This is a genomic window from Streptomyces specialis (assembly GCF_001493375.1).
Taxonomy (GTDB): Bacteria; Actinomycetota; Actinomycetes; order Streptomycetales; family Streptomycetaceae; genus Streptomyces; species Streptomyces specialis.
Genome location: NZ_LN929767.1, coordinates 1 through 20,312 on the forward strand (window position 1 = coordinate 1; position 20,312 = coordinate 20,312).

The following is a 20,312-nucleotide window of genomic DNA, read 5'->3' on the forward strand; positions in this document are numbered from 1 at the left end:
CCGTGGTGGACGTGGGGGGCAAGGACCGTCACGCGCTGGTCCGGGCCATGGACGCGGCGGCGGCGCTGCGGGACGAGCGGGGGCTGGGGTTCGTCGTGGCGCCGCTGCGGACGGCCGCCGGGCGGGCCGTGCGGTGGTTCGGGGACCGGTACGCGGTGAGCGTCTTCCCGTTCGTGGCCGGCGCGACGGGCCGTTTCGGGCAGGAGCTGACGGCCGCGGAGCGCGGGCCGCTGCTGGACGCGCTGGCCGCGATGCACCGGACCGCGCCACCGGCCGGCGTTCCCGTCGCCCGGCCCGGGCTCTCGGGGGGTGACCGGCTGGCGGCGGCGCTCGCGGAGGTGAACGTTCCGTGGCGCGGTGGCCCGTTCGCCGAGCCGGCCAGGGCGTTGCTCGCCGGGTACGCGGGCGCCGTGCGGCGGCGGCTGGCGGAGTTCGGGGAGCGGGCGGCCGTGCTGGAAGGCCGGGCGGCCGTCGTGACCCATGGCGAGCCGCATCCGGGCAATGTGCTGTGGGCGGGGGGGCGGTGTCTGCTGGTGGACTGGGACACCGTGGGGCTGGCCGTTCCCGAGCGGGATCTGTGGCTGGTCGCCCGGGACGCGGCCGATCTCGCGCGGTACGCGGAGGCGTGCGGTCACCGGCCGGACGGGGCGGCGCTGGCGTTCTACCGGTTGCGCTGGGATCTGGAGGACGTGGCCGAGTTAGTCGGCTGGTTCCGCTCCCCGCACGGCCGGTCGCCCGACACGGAACAGGCGTGGGCGGGGCTGACCGACACCCTGGAACGGCTGGCGGGGGGCGGGGCCGCGCCCCCGCCGGGGTGGTGACGGCTCACACCGGCGGGCGGGGGCCGATGAACATCGTGCGGTCGCGGCCCCCGCTCTCTTTGGCCGACGGCGACCGCGGACCCGCCCTACTAACATATCTCCACCCCCCACCCAAGGAGGATACCTGGTTTGCGCACTCTTCTTTGTAAAAACAACGCATGTGTCCTGTCTCCCTGAGCGTGAAGGTGTACTCCGTCCGCAGCGTCGTCGCTCCCGGGTCCGGCGGCAGGTTCCACTCCAGGTACCGGGCGCCGCTGCCGTCGTCGGCGTCGCCGCCTCCGCAGTCGGTGACCGGCTCGAACGTGTCGGCCACGTGGTCGGGGAGGAACACGGCGACGCCGCCGGGGCGGCAGTGCGCGAACGCCGTGCGGAATGCGGCGGACAGGTCCCGCGGCGTGGTCATGTAGGCGATGGCGTCGTGCGCCAGCACCGCGTCGAACGCGCGGTCCAGCCGCAGGTCGCGCATGTCGCCCAGCAGGTGTTCCACACCGGGGTTGAGGTCCCGGGAGACGGCGAGCATGTCCGGCGACAGGTCGACGAGCGTCATCGCGTACCGGGACCGCAGGTGGTGGGCGGTGTGCCCGCCGCCGCTGCCGAGGTCCAGGACCTCCCGCACCGGGCGCTCGGCCAGCGCGAACAGCCCGGCGACGAGCCCGGCGTCCTCCTCGTACCCCTCGACCGGCGAGATCAGCGGCCACCAGCGGGCGAGGTCGCCGTACAGCCGTGCCGCCGGAACGGAGATCGTCATGCCGCCCTGCTCTCCCGCCGCTCGCGGACACCGGGAGACCGCGGGAGCCGGTGGCGGCGAGCCCGGCGCCCTGCCCGTGATCGTAGGTCACCGCCCGGGGGGCGCCGCGTCCGCGCGTCGCGCCCGGGGGGCGCGGGCCGCCGGTGTCACGATGGCGGCCGATCACATCACCGAGGAGTGGAAGCGTTTCGTGGACAAGCATGAGCTGGTCGAGAAGACCGTGCGCAAGGTCGTCGACGGCGGCGGGGCCGGCGTGTCCGCCGGTGATGTCGAACGGGTCGTCGACGCGTTGTTCGGGACGGTGGAGGAGGCCGGCACGATCGCCGAGTCCCTGCGGGCCGGGCAGACCGTCACGTTGCTGGGCTTCGGTGACTTCCACGCCGACGCCGCCCGGGCCGTGCTGCGGCCGGGGAAGGCCCTGGACGAGTACCTCGGTGGTGCCGCCGGTCGCTGACACGGCCGGCGGCACCGGTCCTGGGACTTGCGGCGCCGGTCACACGGCTATCGGGAGCCGGTCGGGGCCGCGGAGGTTGACGCGGCCGTTCCACACCACGTCGCCGTCCGGCGACAGGCCGGGGAAACGGCGCACCAGGCGTTCGATCGCGACCCGGCCCTCCAGGCGGGCGAGCGCGGCGCCGAGGCAGTGGTGGGGGCCGGCGCTGAACGACACGTGGTGGCGGGCGTTGGGCCGGTCGACGCGGAGCAGGCCGGCGTCCGGGCCCCAGAACGTTTCGTCGCGGTTGGCCGAGGCCAGGCAGGCGATCACGAAGGAGCGCGGGGGGATCCGCCGGCCGTCGACGGTGTGAGGGGCGAGGGTGATGCGCCGGGTCTGCTGGACGGGGCTGTCGTAGCGGAGGAACTCCTCGACGGCGTTGCCCGCCAGCTCCGGGCGGGCGCGCAGCAGCGCGAGCTGGTCCGGGTTGCGCAGCAGCGCGACGGTGCCGTTGGCGATCAGGTTCACGGTCGTCTCGTGGCCTGCGACGTACAGCAGGATGACCTGGGCGATCAGTTCGTCGTCGCTGAGCCGGTCGCCGTCCTCCTCGGCGGTGATCAGCGCGGTGAGGAGGTCGTCCGCCGGGTTCCGGCGCTTCCATGCGATCAGGTCCCGGGTGAGGGCGGTCAGTTCCTCGCCGGCCCGCGCCACCTCGGTGAGCGTCGCGGGGTCGAGGACCGCTTCGAGGGAACGGACGAGGCTGCCGCTCAGGCGCCGGATCCGGGCGTGGTCGGTGGTGGGCAGGCCGAGCATCCGGGAGATGACCTCGAACGGCAGCGGGAACGCCAGGGCCTGCACCAGGTCGGCCCGCCCGGCGTCCGCGATCCGGTCCAGGGCCGCGTCCACGAGGTCCGTGACGGCGGGCTCCAGGGCGGCGACGGCGCGCGGGGTGAACGCCTTGCTGACGAGGGACCGCAGCCGCGTGTGGTCCGGCGGGTCGACGTCGAGCATCGACATCCGCACCACGTGCAGTCCGTGGTCGAGTTCGTCGTACTGCTGGCGGACCGTGTTGCCGTCGTCGAGGTGCCGGGCGTCGACGGAGAGTCCGGCCCGCAGGATCGCCGAGACGTCCTCGTACCGGCTCAGGAACCAAAAGCCGTAGGGGTGCTCGTGCACGGGATCGGCTTCGCGCAGCCGGCGGTACGCCGGATAGGGATCGTCGGTGAAGCCGGGCTCCAGCGGGTCGAGGAGCAGTTCCTGTACTTCCGTCGTGCCGTTCGAGGACGTGTCGGACATCGCTCGCACCTACTCCGTGTCGGCAACATGCGCTGTGTATGTTCGTATACTTCGCGCATGTCTTCTGTCAAGAGCCGGCGCGAGCAGTACGCGGAGGCGACCAGGGCCGCGCTTCTGGAGGCGGCCACCCGTCGTTTCGCCGAGCACGGCTTCGCCGGGACGGCGCTGGACCAGGTCGCCGCGGACATCCGGGTCACCCGGGGCGCGGTGTACCACCACTTCACGAGCAAGACGGCGCTGTTCCAGGCGGTGTTCGAGGAGCTGGAGACGGAGACGATCCGCCGGGTGGCCGGGGCCGCGGCGGCCGGGACGGATCCCTGGTCGGCCGCGGTGGCCGCGCTGGAGGCGTTCCTGGAGCGGTGCTGCGACCCGGTCTACGGGCGTCTGGTGTGGCAGGAGGCGCCGCTCGCGCTGGGCTGGAAGCTGTGGCGGGAGTGCGAGGAGCGGTACGCGTACGGGCTGATCGAGGGAATCCTGCGGACGCTGATGGACCACGGGGATGCCGTGCCGCTGCCGCTGGAGCCGATGACGCGCGTGACCTTCAGTGTCTTCGGCGCGGCCGGGGTGGCGCTCGCCGAGGCGCCGGAGGAGGACAAGCCCCGGGTGAGAGCCGAGTTCGCCGACGTGATCGGGCACCTGCTCGACGGCGTGCGGCGCCGGTAGCGGCGACCGTGCGGACGGCCCGGGGGGCGTTCACCGGTTCTCGGCGTCCCGCACGTCCTGGATGAAGGCGTTGGCGGAGGCGCCCTCGTCCACCAGATCGGGGAGCAGGTCGATCGAGCTGAGCAGGGACGCTCCCCTGCCCTCCGTCGCCCGCCACCGCTCGGCGATGATCCGCTGCTTCTCCTCGGGCTGCTTCTCCAGCCAGACCCGGTTCTCCGGGCTGAGCTGCCGCAGCAGGTGAGCGAGCAGATCCATGGTCATGGCCGTCGTCTCCCGAACACAGTCGTCGCGCGCTGACAGCCCCAGCATGCGGGACGGCCCGGCTGCGCGCAGCGCGGGCGTGCGGCCGGCGGGTGCGCGACGGGGACACGGGCTCGTCCACCGTCACACCGGCCTCGCCGGCCGTCCCCAGGACGTCATCGGGAGCACCGCGGACACCGGGCACGCCTGCGGACCGCGCGGCATCCGCATCGATGCGGTGACGCCGCCGGTGCGCACCGCCACGGCCTTCACGCGGACGATGCGGACGGCCGCGCACCTGCGCCGTACGGCGGTCCGCGCCCACTCCGACCGCGTCGTGGCGGGCGCGGCCGCATTTCGTCGGCGCCGCCGACATCACGCGGCCCCGGGGTCTGCCCGGGCCCCTGGCCCGCCGCGGGGCGCGGACCTGGTGGGCCGGGCGGCGAGTCTGTGGGTCGCCCGGCAGGCCGAGAACGACCCGCCGATCCGGCACCACACGAGCTACCTCCCGCATCCTCGCCTCACCGAGGGTGACGGGCCCATCGGCCCGGTCCGGCAGTGGGCCCGCGGGTTCTATCCGCCGGCGCCGGACGAGCGGACCCGGCCGACCCCCGGGAAGCACCCCTGACGCCGGGGGGCCGGGTGGGTGGTGTCGGGTGTCTTTTCTCGCTGCGCTCCGGAACTACCCATCGGCGCCTCCGCTTGTTAGATTGGACGTCAACAAGAGGGTCCCGACGACCAGTGACCCCACTGCGGAGGTGTTGATCATGAGCGACACGGTGACGGAGACCCGGAGCACGGAGGACGTCTCACGGCGGCTGCTGGAGTCCGCCGCGAAGCTCTCGTACGACCCGGCCGTCGAGGTCGACTGGGACGCGCCGCTGGCCCCGGGGCTCCACGGGCTGAACCCCGAATGGAGCACCCTGTACGGGACGGCGCTGTGGGACCGCATGTCGGAGGAGCAGCGGGTGACGCTGACCCGGCACGAGGTCGCCTCGATCATGAGCACCGGCATATGGTTCGAGATGATCCTCCAGCAGATGGTGCTCCGGGAGCAGTACGGGAAGAACCCCGGAACCTCCGAGTTCCAGTTCGCGCTGACCGAGGTCGCCGACGAGTGCCGGCACTCGATCATGTTCGCCCGCGCCTGTCAGAAGATGGGCATAGCCGCCTACTCCCCCAAGCGTTCCGTCCTCGAACTCGGCCGGCTGTTCAAGTCGCTGGCCGTCGCCGAGGTCGCCTACGCCTCCATCCTGGTGGCCGAGGAAGTCCTCGACCTGATGCAGCGCGACGCGATGCGCGGTGAGAACGTGCTGCCGCTGGTGCGGACGACCAGCCGCATCCACGTGGTCGAGGAGTCGCGCCACATGCGGTTCGCCCGCGCGGAGGTCCGGGACCGGCTGCGGGACGCGGGGCCCGCCCGGCGCGCGACCAGCGCCGTCAGCGTCGCCCTCGTCGCCTACTTCATCGTGACCAGCATGGTCAACGAGGACGTGTACACCGCGGCCGGGCTCGACGCCCGGGAGGCGGTGAAGGCCGCGCGCGGCAACGAGCACCACGCGGCGATGATGCGCAGCGGCGCCGCCAACCTCGTGAAGTTCCTCGGGGAGGTCGGCCTGCTGACCCGGCCCGCCATGTCCGTCTACCGGCGGATCAACCTCATCTGACGACTGGTCCCCGGAAGCGAGAACGGCGCGCCCCCATGCCTTACACCATCACCCAGACCTGCTGCAGCGACGCGTCCTGCGTCGCGGTCTGCCCCGTCAACTGCATCCATCCGGCCCCCGGCGAGCCGGACTTCGGCACCACCGAGACGCTGTACATCGATCCGCGCACCTGCATCGACTGCGGCGCGTGCACGGACGCGTGCCCGGTGGACGCCATCGTTCCCGACGACCGGCTGAGCCTGGCGGACGCCGTGCACGCGGAGTACGCCGAGCGCTTCTACGCCGACCGGTCCGGCGGGACGGACTGGGTCGCGCCCGACTTCCCCCGGGCGCTGCCCGACGGGAGCGGTGAGCTGCGGGTCGCGGTGGTCGGCACCGGGCCGGCCGCGCACTACACCGCGCAGCACCTGCTGCGCAGGACCGGCGCCGAGGTCACGATGATCGACCGGCTGCCCGTGCCGGGCGGGCTGGTGCGTTTCGGGGTGGCGCCCGACCACCCGTCGACCAAGGGCATCGGGGACACCTTCGCCGAGCTGCACCGCCATCCGCGCCTGCGGATGCACCTGAACGTCGAGGTCGGCCGGGACGTCACCCACGCCGACCTCGCCGCCCACCACCACGCCGTGGTGTACGCGACGGGCGCGGACTCGCCCCGGACGCTGGGCATCCCCGGCGAGGGCATGCCCGGCAGCGTCCCGGCCATGACGTTCGTCGCCTGGTACAACGGGCATCCCGAGGTCCCCTCCCCCGGCGCCGATCCGGCCGCCGCGGAGCGCGCCGTCGTGATCGGGAACGGCAATGTCGCGGTCGACCTGGCCCGGGTCCTGCTCAGCGACCCCGAGCTCCTGGCGCGCACCGACATCGCCGACCGGGCGCTGGAGGCGCTGCGCGCCGGCACGGTGCGCGAGGTGGTGCTGCTGGGCCGGCGCGGACCGGCCGACGCCGCCTACACGCGGCCCGAACTGCACGCTCTGAAGCACCTGCCGGGTGTCCGGCTCGTCGTCGACGACCAGCCGGGGATCCGCGAGGCGATCGCCGCCGACGCCGAGACCGCCGCGCTGCTCGGTGACGTGCCGGTCGAGCGGACCGACTGGGCGGCGCCGCCCCCGCCGGGCCGCCGCATCGTCCTGCGGTTCTTCACCGCTCCCGTCGAACTGACCGGCGAGGAGCGGGTGGAGGCGCTGCGGGTCGACGGCCCAGCGGACGGCGGGCCGCCGGTGCCGATCCGTACCGAGCTGGTGCTGAGCGCCATCGGTCACCGCGGAACGCCCGTGCCGGGGCTGCCGTTCGACGACGTCGCCGGTGCCGTCCCGCACGAGCGGGGCCGGGTCGTCGATCCGGCCACGGGCGAGCCCCTCACCGGCGTCTACGTCGTCGGGTGGACCAAACGCGGCCCGTCCGGCGGGATCGGCGCCAACCGTCACTGCGCGCAGGAGACGGTGGAGGCGCTGCTCGACGACGCGGCCGGGCAGCGGCTGCCCCGGCCGGAGGGCGGCGCGCGGGAGTTCGCCCGTCTGGTGCGCCGCCGGCGGCCCGACGCGGTCGGGCGCCGGGGGGTGGAGGCCATCGACCGGGCGGAACGGGAGAACGGCCGCCGGTCGGGCCGGCCCCGCGTGAAGTTCGCCACCACGGCCGAGCTGCTGACGGCCGCACGCGGGTCCAAAGGCTCCTGACGGCTCCCGCGCGGGCCCGGGCCGGTGTGACCCGTGCGGCTCAAGTGGCCTGAAGGAGCCGGGTGTCCGACAGTGGGGGCATGAGTGAGAACGAGGACCTCGGCGGTCCGGACGAACGGCACAGACGACCGGCGGGCGTGGACGACGCGACGGTGGAGGCCCTCGGGAAACTGTCCGAGGGCCTGGAGATGGTGGAACGGGCCCGCGGGCGCCTGTACGACTGGCACCAGCTCATCGGCGGCGGGGGCGCGCGGCTCGGCGAGGCGGTGGAGCTGCTGCGGAAGGCAGGGCACCACCGCCACGCCGATCTGATCGCGCGGGAGCTGGTGGGCCGCAACGTGCTGACCGGGCGGTGGAGTTTCCAGACCGTCGAGGAGTTCAACCGCGTCTACTACCGGCCGGCGGTCGAGCTGGAGGAGCGGGTGCGCCAGGACCTGATCGACGGCCGGGAGCACGTGTACGAGGCGGAGATGAAGGAGCGCCTGCGGACCCAAGGCCATCCGGACCACACCGCCACGCCGTGACCCCCGCCGGGCGCCCGGGGGCGCCCGGTCAGGCGGCCGGTGGCCTGCGGGCCCAGGCGGCGAGGGTGATCTGCGGGATGTCGACGAACGCGGGGTCGGCCAGGTGTGCCCGGAACGCGTCGAGGTCGGCCGGGGTGAAGCCGGGGACGGTCAGCAGCGCGGGCGCGGCCTGCTCGACGAGGACGCGCCAGCGGTCCTTGTCGCCGTTGCCCATGCAGGCGGGCCGCCCGGCGAACTCGACCGGTGACAGGCCGGCCCCGGCCAGGAGCGCGGGCAGCGACCGGGCCCACGTCAGGTCCGTGCCCGCGCGGGCGCACCCCTGCCGGTACGCCTCCATCAGACGCCGCACGACGGGGAACGGGGACGTGTCGGCGGGCAACTGGTACGGGTCGGTGACCACCAGCCAGCCGCCGGGCCGCAGCCATCGCGCGGCACGGGCGACGAGCGCGTCGCGGGACGGCAGATGGCACAGCACGAACCGGGCGTGGACGAGGTCGAAGCGGCCCGGGGCGAAGGACTCGTCGGTGATGTCCGCCCGCACCACGTCCAGGCGGTGCGGGCCGCCCGGGTCGAGGTGCCGGACGTCGATGTCCACCGCCGTCACGCGGCCGCGCGGGCGGTGCGCGGCCAGCCAGCGGGCCACCGAGCCGGCGCCCGCGCCCAGCTCCAGGCAGGCCGCGTCGTCCGGCAGCCCGAGGCCGTCGATGATGCCGGTGGTGAAGGCGTCCGTGCCGGCCTGGATGGACTCCAGCCGCCGCCGCTCACCGGGCGGGGACACGGCCGGCGGCGGGGTGTCGCGGGGTGTGTCGTTCATCGGCGGGCGCCTTCCGTGCCGGGCGGGGTACCTGCGCGGCGGGGCGTCCCCCGCCGCGCGCCATCCTCCCGCGCGGCGGCGGGCGGCCCCGCGCCGGGGTGCGGGAGTGATCCGGCGCGAGCCGGGTACCCGGGGCGGATGAACCATCCGAGCCCCGACCCGGACCCCCAGGACAGCTCCGGTCTCGAACCCGGCGGCGGTGTGCCGCCGGGCGAGACCCCGCCCGCCGAGGGCAGCACCTCGGAGGCCGGCCCCGCGGTGCCGCCCCCCGACACCGGCAAGAGCTGGGCCGTGGTGCCGCTGGTGATCCTGCTGGCCATCGTCGTGATCGTCGCGGTGATCTTCGCCGTCGCGCTCCTGATCTGAGCCGAGGAGCCGGGCGCTGGCGTTGACGTCGGCGTCAAGGTCTACGGTCGTCGTGCGTGGCGGGCACGCGGCAGACGTGGAGGAGGCTCGCGCATGAGGATCGGAGAGCTGGCGGAGCTGGCCGGGACCACCACCCGCGCCCTGCGGTACTACGAGTCCCGGGGGCTGCTCGTGTCGCGGCGCGACGCGAACGGTCACCGCGCCTACGGGGAGGACGACCTGCGGGTGCTGCGGCAGATCCTGATGCTGCGGGCGTTCGGGTTCGACCTGGAGGAGACCCGGCCGTTCGTAGAGTGTCTGCGGGCCGGGAACCCCGCCGGGGACACCTGCCCGGCGCCGCTCCAGGCGTACCGGGACAAGCTGGCCGAACTGGAGGCGTGCATCGCCCAGTTGAGCGCCGTCCGGGACACGGTCCGGGAGCGTCTGCTGCGCGCCGAGTCGGGGACCGCCGCACGTCCCCCGGCCGTTCCGCCGGAGCCACGCTGCGAACTCGCCGCGCACCCCACCGGCGACACCCCGCAGGTCCCACGGATCACACGGACCGTCCAGCACCGGGCCGGCTGACGCCGGTCCCCTTGTCGCGAGGAGTACCCCATGCCGCTGACCACCTCGGTCGCCGAGACCACCGACGGCCTGTTCGCCGCCGACGTGCTCGCCTCTCCCCTGCCCGTCCTGGTCGACTTCACCGCCGCCTGGTGCCCCCCGTGCCGGATGATCGCGCCCGTGCTGGCGGCGGTCGCGGCCGAGCGGGGGGGCGAGCTGAAGGTCGTGAGCCTGGACGTGGGCCGCAACCCCCGGACGACGGCCGCCTACGGGGTGCTGTCGATGCCGACGCTGATGCTGTTCCGGGCGGGCGAGCCGGTACGGACCTGGGGGGGCGCCCGGCCCAAGGCCCGTCTCCTGGCGGAGCTGGCCGACGTACTGTGCCCCCGCCTCACCACGACGCCCCGGTCCGGGCCGTGGCGGCTTGACGACGCGGCCACCGACCGGCCGTCGAGCCGCCGTGGCCCCCTCCCCGGAGAACGCAGCCGACCCGCGGCGGGTCCCCCCCCCGCACCGCGCTCGCCAGGAGCACGGTGCCGGTCCCGCCGCGGGCAGGCGCGTGGCGGACGTCCCTCCCCGCGCATCCGCACCACAGCCAGTGTGGGGTGCGGGGAGGAGGGTGTCCTTGTCGTTCCGCGCACCGTCGTTGTCGGTGCGCGCACGGTCACGGGGTCAGGGCCGCGCGGCGGTGCTCGGTGGGCGTCATACCGTAGGTGTCGCGGAAGAGACGGCTGAAGCGTGCCGGGTCGCGGAAGCCCCAGCGGGCGGCGATGCCCTGGACGGGGCAGGCGCTCAGCCTGGGGTCGGCCAGGTCGCGGTGGCAGCGTTCGAGTCTTCGCCGGCGGATCGAGGCGGCGACCGTCATGCCCTGCTCCTGGAACAACTGGTGCAGGTAGCGGACCGAGATGTGGTGGGCCTCGGCGATGGTGGCGGGGGTCAGCCCGGGATCGTGGAGATGGTGCTCGATGAAGGCGCGGAGCTGCTCCTGGAGAACGCGGCGGCGCGACTCGGCGGGCACGTCGCCGGTGGTCTCCAGGACGTGGCCGCACCAGGTGGCCAGGTGGTCGAGGGTGAGGCCCGCGAGGCGGCCGGTGTCGGCCGGCCGGTAGTGGGCGGCTCCGGCCATCAGCGTGGTGAGGTGGCCCGTCATCAGGGCACCGAGCCCTTCATGGCCGGGCAGCCGCCTCCCGGCGACCCCGGCGATCCGGGACGCCGGGAACGGCAGCGAGTCCTGGCGGAAGGTCACCAGGACCGCCCGCACCGGGGGCCGGTCGGTGTGGCACAGCACCCGCCAGCCCTCCGAGCCGTCGAACAGCATCATCTCGCCCGGCCCGAGCAGCGCGTCCTGCCGGGCGAGCACCGCGCGGTGGCCACCGCTGAGGCTCACCACCAACTGGAGGTATCCGGCCTCGGTCCGGCGGGCCAGGCGCCCCGTGCGCAGCGACTCAAGCCCCGGGTGGCGGACCGTCGACACCTGGACCGGTCCCAGGTCGAGGCGCCGCGTGCTGCCCCGGAAGTCGTCCCGGTGCGCGCTGGTGAGGACGCTCGGCAGCATGCCCCGCATCGCCGCGTCGTACCACAGGCCGAAGCGGTCCGCCCGCGGCACGTCGTCCGTCCGGAACTCCGTCAGGGGCACCGTGGGCCTCCTTCGCCATGGCCTCGCCCGGAACACGTCAGGGCGAGGATGCCGAGGAGCGGACCGCCGCGTCACCCCGAGGGACCGGCGCGGCCGAAAACCGTCCCAGAACGTCCGGGAAGCGGGTTCCGCCGTCAGCCACCGCGGGACTGGAGGGAGGCGAGGTAGGCGTTGTAGGCGACGAGTTCCCGGTCGCCGTCGCGGTCCGCGACCCGGTCCAGGCGGCGGGCGGTGCGCTGCTCGGACACGTACCACTGGATGACGAGCGCCAGGAGCACCACCACGGTGGGGATCTCGCTGAACGCCCAGGCCATGCCGCCGGCCGCGGACTGGTCCGACACGGCGTCCACGGACAGGGACGCGGCCGGGTCGGCGAACGTCTCGACCATGGGCTCGGAGCCCATCATGAGCGCGATGCCGAAGAACGCGTGGAACGGCATCGTCGCGAACAGCTCCAGCATCCGCATCAGGTATCCGGGCCGGTGCGGTCCTGGGTCGACGCCCATGATGGGCCAGAAGAACACCAGGCCGACGGCGAGGAAGTGCAGCATCATCGCCAGGTGACCGGCCCGGGAGCCCATCAGGAAGTCGAACGCCGGCGTGAAGTACAGACCGTAGAGGCTGGCCACGAACAGGGTGATGGTGAACAGCGGGCTGGTCACCACCCGGGTCCAGCGGCTGTGGAGGACGGCCACCAGGAGTTCGCGCGGGCCGCGCCGGCCCCGGCCCGCCGCCGGGAGGGCCCGCAGCAGCAGGGTCACCGGGGCGCCGAGCAGGAGCAGGATCGGCGAGACCATGCTGATGACCATGTGCTGCGTCATGTGCGCGCTGAACAGGACCATGCCGTAGTCGTTGAGCCCGGTGCAGGTGACGGCGGCGATGGTGAGGACACCGAGCGCGAACGCCGCGGTGCGGCCGGCGCCCCAGGCGTCGCCCCGGCGGCGGAGCCGGACCACGCCCCAGCCGTAGAGGGCCAGGGCGGCGACGCAGCCGGACAGGAAGACGGCGTCGGGGCTGAACTCCAGGGCGCGTGCCAGTGTGAGGGGCGGCAGGTCCATGCCGCCGTGACCGTGGTCCATCCGGTGTGCTCCCGATTCGTGCCGGTTCCGCCGCCTCCCACGATAGGGAAGCGCTCCGCGGGAGTCTCAGGCGGGCTGGGTGGCGGCGGCGACGCGTTCGGCGCGGAGGGCGTCGTACCAGCGGTCGTCCCCCGCCGGGAGGGCGGGGACGTCGAGGGTGAGCCGGAGCAGCAGGTCGGCGATCTGGGGGTTGCGGGCCAGGACGGGGCCGTGCATGTAGGTGCCGAAGACCGTACCGGACCAGGCGCCCTCGGTGCCGTCGCCGGTGCCGTTCCCGTTGCCGAGGCGCACGCGGGCGAAGGGGCGGACGCCGGGGCCGAGCTGGGTGACGCCCTGGTGGTTCTCGAAGCCGGTGAGCTGCGGCAGGGCGAGGGTCTCGTCGACGTCGGCGAGGACGTCGCCGACGCAGCGCTCTCCGCCGCCGCGGACGCTGATCACGTCCAGGAGGCCGAGGCCCGGCTCGCGCTGGCCGAGGTCGTTGATGAACTCGTGGCCCAGGATCTGGTACCCGGCGCAGACGGAGAAGATGATCGCGCCGTTCTCGTGGGCCCGGGTCAGGCCGCCGTCGCGGCGCAGCCGCTCGGCCGCCAGCCGCTGCGGGCGGTCCTCGCCGCCGCCGACGAGGTAGATGTCGCCGGAGGTGGGGACGGGCTGGTCGGAGCGGACGTCGACGCGTTCGACGGTCAGGCCGCGCTGCCGGGCGCGGCGCTCGACCACCAGGACGTTGCCCTGGTCGCCGTAGGTGCTCAGCAGGTCCGGGTAGACCCAGACCACGCGCAGGCCGGAGCTGCTCATGTGGTGTGCCGTCCTTTGCTGGGGGGCTTGCGGGGCTTCAGTTGCCGACGGTGCGGCGCATGTCCTGGAAGGCCGTGTAGTTCGCGATGGCCTCGATGCGGCCGGGCGGGGACTGCTGGACGGCCTCCTGGAGGGTGTCGCAGACGCGGAAGCCGACGCCGGCGACTTCGAGGCGGACGGCGAGGTCGAGGCGGCGGTCGCCGATGACGGCGATCGGGTGGCCCGCGAGCCGGGTGTAGTCGACGTCCCACAGCCAGGAGGTGTCGGTGCCGTCGGCGCCGCGGGCGTTGACGGAGAGGATTACCGGGGTGGGCGGCGGGTCGATGAGGGAGAACGTCTCCAGCCAGCCGGCGGGGTTCTTGGCGAGCAGCAGGCGGATGTCGCGGCCCTGGTAGCCGACGACGTCGTACCGGCCGGCGACCGCGGCGACGGCCTGCATGCGCTCCAGGGCGACCTGCGGGGGGATGCCGAAGGTCGCGGCCACGGCGGCGGCGATGGCGGCGGTGGCGCGGTTGGCGCGGCCGGGGAGCTGGAGGCGGATCTGCCACGGCGCGCCGGGCGGGTCGAGGACCTTGTCGCCGGAGAGCACCCCGGTCGGCGCGCGGCGGCCGAAGCCGCATTCGGCGCAGCGCCAGGTGACGTCGTCGGGGCGGTCGAGGCCGCCGCCGCAGGACGGGCAGGACCAGGCGTCGTCCTTCCACTCCTGGCCGGCGGCGACCCACACGACGTTGGGGCTGGAGGAGGCCGCCCACACCACGAGGGGGTCGTCGGCGTTGGCGATGACGGTGGCCTTGGAGCCCTGGAGGCCCTCGCGCCAGCGCTCGGCGAGCATGCGGGTCTCGGCGGCCCGGTCGAGCTGGTCGCGGGAGAGGTTCAGCAGGGCGATGGCCTTCGGGGAGACGTCCCGGGCGACGCCCGCGAGGTACTTCTCGTCGACCTCCAGGACGCCGTACCGGGCGTCGGAGCCGTCGGAGAGGGCGGAGGTGATGCCGGCGGGCATGTTGGCGCCCAGGGCGTTGGAGACGACCTCGCCGCCGGCGCGCAGGGCCTCGGCGATGAGCCGGGTGGTCGTGGTCTTGCCGTTGGTCGCGGAGACGAGGACGACGTCCAGGTGTCCGGCGAGGCGGGCGAGGAGGTCCGGGTCGGGCTTGAGGGCCCCCCGGCCCCCGATCCCCGACCCGCTGCCGCGGCCGGCGGCCCGTGATACGGCCGCCGCCGCCTTGCCCGCCGTCACCGCGAGCCTGGCCCGCGCCGACAGGGGCTGCGCGCTCTCTGCCATCGTCCTTGTTCCTCCTCGCCTTCGGCCGGAGGCCAGCCTATCGAGATCACGGGCCGCTCCCGAACCGCGCCGCTTCTTGTGCCGCGCGCTTCGGGCCAGTTGGGGAGGGTCGGCGGGCCCTTTCCCCCATATGCGCCCGCCGGGTCGTCGTCACTCAGCGCGAACATTAGAGTGCTGACGGTGAATGCCGCTCGGCACCGTCCGCATCCGCATCCGCATCGGGAGTACCCATGATCCTGTCCATCTCGGGCGTCGTCCTGCTCGGTGTCATCGTCTTCCTGTTCTTCCGCAAGGACGGCCTGAAGCTGTCGCACGCGGTGGTGTGCTCGCTGTTCGGGTTCTATCTGGCGGGCACGGCGGCGGCCCCCAGCATCGAGGCCGGAGGGGCGAGCCTGGCGAATCTGCTGGGCGGGATCACCCTGTAGCGGGCCGGCGGACGGAGGAGTCGGCGTGGCCCGGCGGGACGTCGCGCGTCCGCTGCTGATGGTGGGGCTGTCTCTTTTACTCAACTCCGAGCCCACGAGACAGGCAGGAACCTCGAATGCCGTCTTCTGCTTGAATAAAAACATAAACATTCTTTGTTGACCTGAGCTATCACGCCGGCGGCTTGGGCTGGCACAATCCGGCGGATGGAGTTCGAAGAGCTGCTGGAGGCGCTGGAGGGCGAAGGGGAGCTGCTGCTCCGCGCCGCGGAGCGGGCGGGGTGGGAGGCTCCGGTGCCGACCTGTCCCGGGTGGCGGGTGCGGGATCTGGTCGCGCATCAGGGGCACGTGCACCGCTGGGCGACGCGTCATGTGACCGAGCGGCTGACCGGCCGGGCGCCGCTGGGCGACGAGGCCGTGCCGGACGGCGAGCCGGCCGGGTGGTTCCGGGAGGGGCACCGGGCGCTGCTCGGGGCGCTCCGGCGGGCGCCGGAGGATCTGGAGTGCTGGGCGTTCCTGCGGGGCTCGGCCACGCCGCGCCACTTCTGGGCGCGGCGGCAGACGCACGAGACGGCGATCCACCGGGTCGACGCGGAACTCGCCGCCGGGCTGCCGCTGTCGCCGTTCGCGCCCGGGGTGGCGGTGGACGGCGTGGACGAGCTGCTGGCCGGTTTCCACACCCGGCCCCGGAGCCGGGTGCGCTCGGACCGCCCGCGCACGCTGGCGGTGCGGGTGAGCGACGTGCCGGGCGCGTCGTGGTCGGTGCTGATCACCGGTGACCCGCCGCGGGTGAGCCGCCCGGCGTCGGGCCCGGCGGAGTGCGAGATCAGCGGCGCGGCGGCCGATCTGTATCCGGCGCTGTGGAACCGGCTGCCCTGGGAGGGAACGGTGACGGTCGCCGGGGACGCCGCCGTGGCCGGGCTGTGGCGGGAGAACGCGGCCGTCTGAGGAGGTTACCCGCGAGTAACCGGCCGTGGTACGTTCGGCCGCATGGCTCGATCCGTCACTCCCGGCACCCTGGCCCGCCTCATGCGCTGGTGGCCGCCGTTCCGCTTCGCCGGCATCCGGGTCGTGGACATCGCCGACGACTGGAGCACGGCCCGGGTGCGGCTGCGGCTCGGGCGGCTGAACCGGAACTACTTCGGGACCCAGTTCGGCGGGTCGCTGTACGCGGTGTGCGACCCGTTCTGGGCGCTGCTGGGGCTGCACCGGCTCGGCGGCGGCTATCTGGTGTGGGACAAGGCGGCCGAGATCGAGTACGTCTCCCCCGGCCGCGGCGACGTGTTCGCCGAGTTCACGCTGACCGAGGACCGGCTGGAGGAGATCCGCGCGGCGACCGCGGGCGGCGAGAAGGCCCTGCCGTGGTTCGACTGCGCGGTGGTCGCCGCCGACGGCACCGTGGTGGCGCGGGTGCGCAAGCAGCTCTACGTGCGGCGCAAGCGTCAGCCCAGCCAGCCCGGCCGGACCAGCCCCGACTCGTAGGCCAGGACGACCAGTTGCGCCCGGTCCCGGGCGCCGAGCTTGACCATGGCGCGGCTGACGTGCGTCTTGGCGGTCAGCGGCGAGACCACCAGCCGCCGGGCGATCTCCTCGTTGGACAGGCCCATGCCGACCAGGGCCATCACCTCGCGCTCGCGGCCGGTGAGCCCGGCCAGCCCGGCCGCCGCCGCCGGCTCCTTGGAACGGGCGGCGAACTCCGCGATGAGGCGACGGGTCACGCCCGGCGACAGCAGGGCGTCACCGGCGACCACGGCCCGGACCGCGCGGACCAGCTCCTCCGGCTCGGTGTCCTTGACGAGGAACCCGGAGGCGCCGGAGCGGATCGCCTCGAAGACGTACTCGTCGAGCTCGAACGTGGTCAGCATGACGACCTTCACGCCGTCCAGCGCCGGGTCGCCGGTGATGCGGCGGGTGGCGGCCGGGCCGTCGAGGCGCGGCATCCGGATGTCCATCAGCACCAGATCGGGCCGGAGCCGGTCCACCAGCGCCAGCGCCTCCTCGCCGTCCGCGGCCTCCCCCGCCACGGCGATGTCCGGCTGAGCGTCCAGCAGGGCCCGGAAACCGGCCCTGACCAGGGCCTGGTCGTCGGCGAGCAGGACCTGGATCACGCGGTGTCCCCGTTCTCGATGTTCCCGGTGGTGTCGTGCGCGACGCGGCGCGGCGGCGCGGTGAGGGGCAGCTCGGCGACGACGCGGAAACCGCCGTCGGCGCGGGGCCCCGCCGCGACGGTGCCGCCGAACGCCGCGGCGCGCTCCCGCATGCCGACCAGCCCGTTGCCCCCGCCGTGACCGTCCGCCGCGGTGGCCGGGCCGTCGTCGTCGACGCGCAGCTCCAGGCCGCCGGGCGCGTAGCGCAGCCGCACGCGCGCCGCCCGGGACGCGGAGTGGCGGACGGTGTTGGTCAGGGCCTCCTGCACGATGCGGAACGCGGCGAGGTCGGCGCCGGGCGGCAGCGGGACCGGGGGGCCCTCGGTGGCGACGGTCACCCGCAGCCCGGCGTCGGCGGCCTGCTCGGCCAGCTCCGGCAGCCGGCCCAGGCCGGGCGCCGGGGCCCGGGGGGCGGCACCGGGCGTGCGCAGCGTGTCGAGGACCTGGCGGACCTCGCCGAGCGCCTCCTTGCTGGCGGCCTTGATGGTGGTGAGGGCGGAGCGCGCCTGCTCGGGGTCGGAGTCCAGCAGCGCCAGCCCGACGCCGGCCTGCACGTTGATGACGGAGATGCTGTGGGCGAGCACGTCGTGCAGTTCGCGGGCGATCCGCAGCCGTTCCTCGTCGGCCCGGTGCCGCTCGGCCTCCTCCCGTTCGGCGCGTTCCCGCGCCCGCTGCTCGCGCCGGGCGCGGGCCAGTTCGGCGACGGCCGGCACGGTGGTCGCCCAGGCGGCCAGGGCGGCGTCGGCGCCCCAGCCGGCCGGGCCGTCGCCGTCCGGCGGCAGCACGGCGTGGAGCCCGTGTCCGACGACGAGCAACCCGGCCCACAGCACGCCCAGGCTCGCCCACCCGGCCCGCCGGTGGCCGGAGGCGACGGCGCTGAAGGCGCCGACGGCGGCGCTGAGGAAGACCGGGCCGTACGGGTAGCCGGCGCCGAGGTACAGCAGGACGACGGCCGAGGGGCCGAGGGCGACCGGCCCGGGGTGGCGGTGCCGGAACAACAGCAGGGCGGGGCCGAGGACCAGCAGGACGCGGGCGAGGGCGTCGACGGGGAGCCGGCCGGTCCGGGCGTGGTCGGCGAACTGGGAACCGGCGAGCTGGACCAGCAGCACCGCGCCGGTGGACCGCCACGGGAGGCGGCCGGACGGCGGCCGGAGCGCGGGCCACCGTCCGCGGCGCGGCACCGCCGGGGCGGCGCCCGGTCCCGGGTCGCGTGCGGCCATGCGGGCCACGCTAGCCGCCGCCGGGCGGCCCCGGCGTCCCCCGGCGGCGGCGACCCGGCGTACTCCCCGTGGAGTAGGCCGCCGGGTCAGGACGCCGGCCGGCCGCCGGGGTCCGGCGCCGTGCCCTCGCCGTCCCGGACCAGGGTGCGGTCCAGGGCGGCGAGGGTACGGCGGGCCACCGGATGGGTGCGCACGATCCCCGCGAGGGTGGTCGAGCCCCGGGTGACGCGCGCGAAGACGACCCAGACGGGCCGCATGCCGACCAGCGCGGCGTGCAGCAGCCCGGGCCGCTGGGCGAACGCGGCCAGCAGGCGGCGCCCGACGCCCATCTCCACGCCCAGGCCCGACTTGACGGCGAAGGTGTAGTTCAGGGCCTGGCGCCGGGCGTCCACCGCGTCGGTCGCCTCGGCGACGCGCACGGCCCACTGCCCGGCGAGCCGCCCGGAGCGCAACGCGAACGAGATGCCCTCGCGGGTCCACGGCTCCAGCAGCCCGGCCGCGTCGCCGCAGACCAGGACCCGGCCCCGGGACAGCGGCGAGTCGTCGGTGCGACAGCGCGTCAGGTGCCCCGACGAGACGGTGGGTTCGAATCCGGCCAGGCCCAGGCGCGCGACGAAGTCCTCCAGGTACCGCTTGGTGGCGGCGCCGTCGCCGCGCGCGGAGATCACGCCGACGGTGAGCGTGTCGCCCTTGGGGAAGACCCAGCCGTACGAGCCGGGCAGCGGACCCCAGTCGATCAGCACCCGCCCCTTCCAGTCGGCGGCGACCTCCGGGGGTATCGGGATCTCCGCCTCGAGACCGAGGTCCACCTGCCCCAGCCGGACCCCGACGTGGGCCCCGATCCGGCTGGCGCTGCCGTCGGCGCCGACCACGGCGCGCGCCAGCAGCGTCTCGCCGCCGGCCAGCACCACCGCCACCGTGCGCCGGTCGGGAACGGCCGGGCCGTGCTGCTCGACGCGCGCGACGGTGGTGCCGGTGCGCAGCTCGGCACCGGCCTTCACCGCGGCCTCCACCAGACGCTGGTCGAACTCGGGGCGGTTGACCAGCCCGAACAGCATCCGCTTCGAGCGCCGGGTGCGGGCCAGCTTGCCGTTGAGGGTGAACGTCACGGCGTGCACGCGGTCCTTCAGGGGCAGTTCGAAACCGGGAGGCAGCGCGTCGCGCGAGGGGCCGATGATGCCGCCGCCGCACGTCTTGTACCGCGGCAGCTCCGCCTTCTCCACCAGCAGCACCCGCCGGCCGGCCTCGGCGGCGGCCCGCGCGGCGGAGGCCCCGCCGGGCCCGGCCCCCACCACGACGACGTCCCACACCATCCTCGACCCGGCTCCGTTCTCGCTGCTCACGATGTGTCGTCGCTCCCCGTCGCGTCCCTCGGTTTTCGGCCACCGCCCGGCATCCTACGGCGCATCGGCCTGACGGCCCGGCGATACGATGCTCGTCACACCGCCACCTTCCGTACCCGCGTCCGGCTTTCGCACCCGCTTCCGGATCCACGCGCGGGCGCGCACGCGAGGAGTGTTGTCATGGACCACAGCCCCGGGCACGCCGCCGTCTCCGCCGCCGTCGCGTCGCTCATGCCGCGCGCCCGGGCGGAGCTGGCCGAGCTGGTGGCGTTCCGTTCGGTCGCGGACCCGGAGCAGTACCCGCCCGCGGAGTGCCGGGCGGCGGCCGAGTGGATCGCGGGGGCGCTGCGCGCCGAGGGGTTCACGGATGTCGCGCTGCTGGACACCCCCGACGGGACCGCCTCCGTCTACGGGCACCTGCCCGGCCCCGAGGGCGCGCCCACCGTCCTGCTGTACGCGCACTACGACGTGCAGCCGCCGCTGGACGAGGCGGCGTGGACGTCCCCGCCGTTCGAGCTGACCGAGCGTCACGGCCGCTGGTACGGGCGGGGCGCGGCCGACTGCAAGGGCGGGGGGGTGATGCACCTGCTGGCGCTGCGCGCG

At 74.6% G+C, this 20,312-nt stretch carries 24 protein-coding genes and 1 pseudogene; 14 read left to right on the forward strand and 11 right to left on the reverse strand.

The genetic code is table 11. The features are described 5' to 3' along the window. The coding region (locus BN2279_RS04975) for a phosphotransferase (RefSeq protein WP_059006864.1) at positions 1-821 on the forward strand (821 nt) is incomplete at its 5' end. Positions 822-825: 4 nt separating this feature from the next. Here BN2279_RS04975 and BN2279_RS04980 read toward each other — a convergent pair. After that, positions 826-1,569: a class I SAM-dependent methyltransferase gene (locus BN2279_RS04980; RefSeq protein ID WP_059006866.1), complete on the reverse strand. Its 744-nt coding sequence runs from the start codon at positions 1,567-1,569 to the stop codon at positions 826-828. Between the two features lie 151 nt (positions 1,570-1,720). On the opposite strand from BN2279_RS04980, the gene BN2279_RS04985 reads away from it, so the two are divergent. Next, positions 1,721-2,023 carry an HU family DNA-binding protein gene (locus BN2279_RS04985; protein WP_234347463.1) on the forward strand — a complete coding sequence of 101 codons (303 nt, stop codon included), beginning with the start codon at positions 1,721-1,723 and terminating at the stop codon, positions 2,021-2,023. 39 nt (positions 2,024-2,062) lie between these two features. Here BN2279_RS04985 and BN2279_RS04990 read toward each other — a convergent pair whose 3' ends face one another. Beyond that, positions 2,063-3,298 (reverse strand): cytochrome P450, encoded by a 1,236-nt coding sequence (locus BN2279_RS04990; protein ID WP_059006868.1) that lies wholly within the window; start codon positions 3,296-3,298, stop codon positions 2,063-2,065. A gap of 57 nt (positions 3,299-3,355) precedes the next feature. Here BN2279_RS04990 and BN2279_RS04995 point away from each other — a divergent pair, with 57 nt between their 5' ends. Further along, positions 3,356-3,961, forward strand: coding sequence for a TetR/AcrR family transcriptional regulator (locus tag BN2279_RS04995; protein WP_059006871.1), 606 nt, complete (start codon positions 3,356-3,358; stop codon positions 3,959-3,961). Positions 3,962-3,991: 30 nt separating this feature from the next. Here BN2279_RS04995 and BN2279_RS05000 read toward each other — a convergent pair whose 3' ends face one another. Next, positions 3,992-4,222, reverse strand: coding sequence for a hypothetical protein (locus tag BN2279_RS05000; RefSeq protein WP_059006873.1), 231 nt, complete (start codon positions 4,220-4,222; stop codon positions 3,992-3,994). Between the two features lie 46 nt (positions 4,223-4,268). On the opposite strand from BN2279_RS05000, the gene BN2279_RS05005 reads away from it, so the two are divergent. The 4 genes from BN2279_RS05005 to BN2279_RS05020 all read left to right on the forward strand — a co-directional run bounded on the left by BN2279_RS05005 (position 4,269) and on the right by BN2279_RS05020 (position 8,065). After that, positions 4,269-4,829, forward strand: coding sequence for a hypothetical protein (locus BN2279_RS05005; protein ID WP_159037069.1), 561 nt, complete (start codon positions 4,269-4,271; stop codon positions 4,827-4,829). 139 nt (positions 4,830-4,968) lie between these two features. Continuing rightward, on the forward strand, positions 4,969-5,868 hold the full coding sequence (locus BN2279_RS05010) for an AurF N-oxygenase family protein (RefSeq protein WP_059006877.1): 900 nt from the start codon (positions 4,969-4,971) through the stop codon (positions 5,866-5,868). Between the two features lie 35 nt (positions 5,869-5,903). Then, entirely contained in the window at positions 5,904-7,541 is a 1,638-nt protein-coding gene (locus BN2279_RS05015) for an FAD-dependent oxidoreductase (RefSeq protein WP_059006879.1), read from the forward strand. Between the two features lie 80 nt (positions 7,542-7,621). Next, on the forward strand, positions 7,622-8,065 hold the full coding sequence (locus BN2279_RS05020; protein ID WP_059006882.1) for a hypothetical protein: 444 nt from the start codon (positions 7,622-7,624) through the stop codon (positions 8,063-8,065). 28 nt (positions 8,066-8,093) lie between these two features. On the opposite strand, the gene BN2279_RS05025 is transcribed toward BN2279_RS05020, so the two are convergent. Beyond that, on the reverse strand, positions 8,094-8,879 hold the full coding sequence (locus BN2279_RS05025) for a class I SAM-dependent methyltransferase (protein WP_059006884.1): 786 nt from the start codon (positions 8,877-8,879) through the stop codon (positions 8,094-8,096). A gap of 138 nt (positions 8,880-9,017) precedes the next feature. Between BN2279_RS05025 and BN2279_RS05030 the strand changes: the two genes are divergently transcribed. The 3 genes and pseudogenes from BN2279_RS05030 to BN2279_RS30260 all read left to right on the forward strand — a co-directional run. Continuing rightward, positions 9,018-9,245, forward strand: coding sequence for a DUF6480 family protein (locus BN2279_RS05030; RefSeq protein ID WP_059006885.1), 228 nt, complete (start codon positions 9,018-9,020; stop codon positions 9,243-9,245). A gap of 93 nt (positions 9,246-9,338) precedes the next feature. Then, complete coding sequence (locus tag BN2279_RS05035; RefSeq protein ID WP_059006887.1) at positions 9,339-9,809, forward strand: MerR family transcriptional regulator; 471 nt, start codon at positions 9,339-9,341, stop codon at positions 9,807-9,809. Between the two features lie 30 nt (positions 9,810-9,839). Continuing rightward, a pseudogene (locus BN2279_RS30260) lies at positions 9,840-10,169 on the forward strand (thioredoxin family protein); the annotation flags it as partial. Positions 10,170-10,452: 283 nt separating this feature from the next. Here the strand turns inward: BN2279_RS30260 and BN2279_RS05040 are convergent. The 4 genes from BN2279_RS05040 to BN2279_RS05055 form a co-directional block, all read right to left on the reverse strand. Beyond that, positions 10,453-11,424 (reverse strand): helix-turn-helix domain-containing protein, encoded by a 972-nt coding sequence (locus BN2279_RS05040; RefSeq protein WP_059006889.1) that lies wholly within the window; start codon positions 11,422-11,424, stop codon positions 10,453-10,455. 134 nt (positions 11,425-11,558) lie between these two features. Next, entirely contained in the window at positions 11,559-12,503 is a 945-nt protein-coding gene (locus tag BN2279_RS05045; protein ID WP_059006891.1) for a cytochrome c oxidase assembly protein, read from the reverse strand. Between the two features lie 66 nt (positions 12,504-12,569). Beyond that, positions 12,570-13,298, reverse strand: coding sequence for a type 1 glutamine amidotransferase (locus tag BN2279_RS05050; protein WP_059006893.1), 729 nt, complete (start codon positions 13,296-13,298; stop codon positions 12,570-12,572). Between the two features lie 37 nt (positions 13,299-13,335). Then, on the reverse strand, positions 13,336-14,577 hold the full coding sequence (locus BN2279_RS05055; protein ID WP_059006895.1) for a MurT ligase domain-containing protein: 1,242 nt from the start codon (positions 14,575-14,577) through the stop codon (positions 13,336-13,338). Between the two features lie 230 nt (positions 14,578-14,807). Here BN2279_RS05055 and BN2279_RS05060 point away from each other — a divergent pair, with 230 nt between their 5' ends. The 3 genes from BN2279_RS05060 (at position 14,808) to BN2279_RS05070 (ending at position 16,481) form a co-directional block, all read left to right on the forward strand. Beyond that, positions 14,808-15,002 (forward strand): hypothetical protein, encoded by a 195-nt coding sequence (locus tag BN2279_RS05060; RefSeq protein ID WP_059006897.1) that lies wholly within the window; start codon positions 14,808-14,810, stop codon positions 15,000-15,002. Between the two features lie 204 nt (positions 15,003-15,206). Beyond that, entirely contained in the window at positions 15,207-15,947 is a 741-nt protein-coding gene (locus BN2279_RS05065; RefSeq protein WP_059006899.1) for a maleylpyruvate isomerase family mycothiol-dependent enzyme, read from the forward strand. Positions 15,948-15,989: 42 nt separating this feature from the next. Beyond that, positions 15,990-16,481, forward strand: a complete 492-nt coding sequence (locus tag BN2279_RS05070; RefSeq protein WP_059006902.1) for a DUF4442 domain-containing protein — start codon at positions 15,990-15,992, stop codon at positions 16,479-16,481. On the opposite strand, the gene BN2279_RS05075 is transcribed toward BN2279_RS05070, so the two are convergent. From BN2279_RS05075 to BN2279_RS05085, 3 genes are all read right to left on the reverse strand, one after another. After that, positions 16,442-17,107, reverse strand: coding sequence for a response regulator transcription factor (locus BN2279_RS05075; RefSeq protein WP_059006904.1), 666 nt, complete (start codon positions 17,105-17,107; stop codon positions 16,442-16,444). The genes BN2279_RS05070 and BN2279_RS05075 overlap by 40 nt on opposite strands. Further along, positions 17,104-18,366 carry a sensor histidine kinase gene (locus BN2279_RS05080; protein ID WP_079031856.1) on the reverse strand — a complete coding sequence of 421 codons (1,263 nt, stop codon included), beginning with the start codon at positions 18,364-18,366 and terminating at the stop codon, positions 17,104-17,106. The genes BN2279_RS05075 and BN2279_RS05080 overlap by 4 nt, the downstream gene beginning before the upstream one ends. Before the next feature lie 86 nt (positions 18,367-18,452). Further along, the gene (locus BN2279_RS05085; protein WP_407702192.1) at positions 18,453-19,709 is read right to left on the reverse strand and encodes a geranylgeranyl reductase family protein; all 1,257 of its coding nucleotides are present in this window, start codon (positions 19,707-19,709) and stop codon (positions 18,453-18,455) included. Between the two features lie 180 nt (positions 19,710-19,889). Between BN2279_RS05085 and BN2279_RS05090 the strand changes: the two genes are divergently transcribed. Continuing rightward, a partial coding sequence (locus BN2279_RS05090; RefSeq protein WP_159037070.1) for a M20/M25/M40 family metallo-hydrolase occupies positions 19,890-20,312 on the forward strand: 423 nt, incomplete at its 3' end.